A 3,296-nucleotide genomic window follows, 5' to 3' on the forward strand; every position below is an offset into this window, starting at 1 on the left:
TGCCGCGGCCGCGCTCACGGTCGTCGAGCCCGTGTCGTGCGGGCTCGGCGGCGACGCGTTCGCGCTCGTGTGGGACGGCGAGCGACTGTCCGGGCTGAACGCGTCGGGCGTCGCGCCGGCCGCATGGAACGTCGATTATTTCCGCAAGCGCCACGGCGAGGCGGGCAACGGCATCGCGAACAAGCCGACGCGCGGCTGGGATACCGTCACCGTGCCGGGCGTGATCGCGGGTTGGGAAGCGCTGCATGCGAAGTTCGGTTCGCTGCCGTTCGCGGACCTGCTCGAACCGGCGATCGAGATCGCGGAGCGCGGCTATGCGGTGCCGCCGATCGTCGCGCACAAGTGGGCGGCCGCCGTGCCGGAGCTCAAGGGGCTGCCGGGTTTCGCGGATACTTTCATGCCGCACGGCCGCGCACCGCAGGTGGGCGAGCGCATGTGCCTGCCGGGCCATGCGCAGACCTTGCGTACGCTGCAGAAGGAAGGTGCGCGCGCGTTCTACGAGGGCGTACTCGCCGAGCGCATCGCCGCGTTCTCCCGCGAAGGCGGCGGCGCGTTGACCGCAGCCGACCTGCATGCTTATCGGCCGGAATGGGTCGGGCCGATCGGCAAGCGCTTCGGCCGCCATACGATCCACGAGATCCCGCCGAACGGGCAGGGCATCGCCGCGCTGATCGCGCTCGGCATCGCCGAGCACGCGGGCGTGACCGAATGGCCAGTCGATTCGGTCGACTCGCAGCATCTGCAGATCGAGGCGATGAAGCTCGCGTTCGCCGATGTCTATCGCTACGTCGCCGATCCGCGCGCGATGGAGGTCACGCCCGAACAGATGCTCGACGATGCGTATCTCGCCGAACGCGCGAAGCTGATCGATCCCGCGCGCGCGACGCATTTCGGCGCCGGCCGACCGCATTCGGGCGGCACGGTCTACCTGTCGGCGGCCGACGAGCGCGGGATGATGGTGAGCTTCATCCAGTCGAACTACATGGGCTTCGGCTCGGGGCTCGTCGTGCCCGGCACCGGCATCGCGCTGCAGAATCGCGGGCACGGCTTCTCGATGGACCCGGCTTCGCCGAACGTCGTCGCGGGCGGCAAGCGGCCGTTCCACACGATCATCCCGGCGTTCGTCACCGAGGAGGTCGACGGGCGCACCGAGGCCGTGATGAGCTTCGGCGTGATGGGCGGCGACATGCAGCCGCAAGGTCACCTGCAGACTGTCGTGCGGATGCTCGGCTACGGGCAACAACCGCAGGCTGCCTGTGATGCGCCGCGCTGGAAGGTCAACCGCGACTTCACGCTCGACGTCGAGGCAACGATGAATCGCGCGACCGTCGATGCGCTGACCGCACGCGGCCATACGATCAAGTCGATCGACGATCCTTACATGGATTTCGGTTCGGGGCAGTTCATCTGGCGTCTCGACCGCGACGATCGCGAGCGCGGCTACGTGGCCGCGAGCGACAGCCGGCGCGACGGTCTGGCGGCCGGTTTCTGACGGATTGCCGCCGGCTTTCGCCGGCATTTCGTGCGCTTCGCGGGCGGCCGAATGGCCGCCCGTTTCGTTTGCGGCAGCCCGTATCGCCGAGCGGGCGCAAGCGGTTTGAAGGACTCGTCTAACGAACGGCAACAGACGCCGTGGAACTGCGCTCGTCGGGTATGGTCAGTGCTCTGGAGCACGAACATCAAAGTCCGGCTAAGATGCCAGCATGGTTCGGCCGGACCAATCCACTATAAACGCAAGTAAAACGCCGCCTGCGGGATGGTTGGCGCCAGTGCCGAAGGCATGGGCCGGCCCCCGCGCGACGACTGGGAGCGCACCACCATGGACACCAAAACGACGCATGTGATGCCGTGGCGAATCGAGGACATCGACCTGAACCGGATCGATCGTCAACGTGCCGCCGCGAACGAGGATCTGTTGTTGCTGCTGTGCGCGTCGTCGTTCATCGAAAGCGGCTCGGATCTCTACACGAGCAATCTGAGCCAGTTCTTCAACGACGATCCGGAAGTCTCCGCATGGCTCAACAATGCATGGGAGCACGAAGAATTGCAGCACGGGCGCGCGCTGAAAGCGTACATCGCGCACGTGTGGCCGGAGTTCGACTGGGATACCGCGTTCGCGAATTTCTTCGCCGAGTATTCGAAGACCTGCAAGGTCGAGGCGTTCGAGAAGACCCGCGCGCTCGAGATGGTCGCGCGCTGCGTCGTCGAGACGGGCACGGCCACGCTCTATCGCGCGATCAACGAGTGCTCGGACGAGCCCGTGCTGAAGGAAATCACCGACAACATCCGCACGGACGAAGTGCGCCACTACAAGCACTTCTTCAAGTTCTTCAAGAAGTACAACCAGCTCGAAGGCAATGGCCGGCTCGCGGTGCTCGGCGCGCTGGCGCGCCGCGTGATGGAAATCAAGAACGAGGATTCGGAGATCGCGCTGCGCCACGTGTTCGCGGTCCGCTATCCGGATCGTGTCGGCGACAACCAGTACAACCGCGAACGCGCCGCGCGCATCAGCACGCTCGTGCGGCGCAACCTGTCGGCCGACATGTGCGTGAAGATGCTGCTCAAGCCGCTCGACCTGCCCGCGAAGATCCAGCCGGGCGTCCACTATCCGCTCACCAAGATCACGCGGCACGTGTTCCTGCGCTGATCGCCGCGGCGCGGCCCGACGCGCGTATGCTGCGGCTTCTTCATCCGCTTTCCACCGGGGCCACGCCATCATGACCGATACCCATCGCCACGCGCTCGAACAATGGACGTTCGATGCGTGGCCGCCGGCCGTCGTTTCGTTGTTCGACGGCACGGCGCTCGAGCGTCATGCCGACTTCGCCGCATCGCTGATCGTCGCAACCGACGACGGCCAGTTGCGCACGACGCTGCTCGGTGTCGGCGAGATCTACGCACACGATGCGCGCACGCTGCTGCTGGCGCTCTGGCCGCAATCGCGTGCGGCGCGCGCGATCGCACAACGGCGTACGGCCGCGCTGACGCTCGTCGCGGACGGCGCGTTCTTTCAGGCGCAATTGAGGATGGCGCCGCTCGAAGGAGACTTCGGCGGACTGGCCGGATTCGCTGCGACGATCGCGCACGGCGATGCGCAGCGGGTCGGCTATGCGCGTCTCGCGACGGGTGTCACGTTCACGCTGGAAGGGGAGCGCACCGCGGTGCTCGCGCGCTGGCAACGCCAGGTCGAGCACCGGGGGCAGAACGGAAGAGGGGCGTGGAGGGAAAGAGTGTAAATCCACGGGTAGAAGTGGCGGGTGGCGATGTTCCGCCAGAATAAAAGTCGAGCAGATGTA

3 protein-coding genes are annotated in these 3,296 nt (G+C 66.3%); all 3 read left to right on the forward strand.

The features are described 5' to 3' along the window. On the forward strand, nt 1-1,492 hold a 1,492-nt coding region (locus G3N99_RS37075; RefSeq protein ID WP_206124842.1), incomplete at its 5' end, for a gamma-glutamyltransferase family protein. A 327-nt stretch (nt 1,493-1,819) separates the two neighbouring features. Beyond that, nucleotides 1,820-2,647 carry a ferritin-like domain-containing protein gene (locus G3N99_RS37080; protein ID WP_174940304.1) on the forward strand — a complete coding sequence of 276 codons (828 nt, stop codon included), beginning with the start codon at nt 1,820-1,822 and terminating at the stop codon, nt 2,645-2,647. Nucleotides 2,648-2,717: 70 nt separating this feature from the next. Then, a complete protein-coding gene (locus G3N99_RS37085; RefSeq protein ID WP_206124843.1) occupies nt 2,718-3,236 on the forward strand; it encodes a hypothetical protein in 519 nt (172 codons plus the stop codon). The last annotated feature ends 60 nt before the right edge of the window (nt 3,237-3,296 follow it).

Source organism: Burkholderia sp. Ac-20392 (assembly GCF_017104585.1).
In the GTDB taxonomy this organism is placed as follows: domain Bacteria; phylum Pseudomonadota; class Gammaproteobacteria; order Burkholderiales; family Burkholderiaceae; genus Burkholderia; species Burkholderia lata.

Bases quoted from the DNA above. Each gene is read 5' to 3' on its own strand.
- G3N99_RS37085 (WP_206124843.1), top strand. From the start codon at position 2,718: ATGACCGATACCCATCGCCACGCGCTCGAACAATGGACGTTCGATGCG.
- G3N99_RS37080 (WP_174940304.1), top strand. From the start codon at position 1,820: ATGGACACCAAAACGACGCATGTGATGCCGTGGCGAATCGAGGACATC.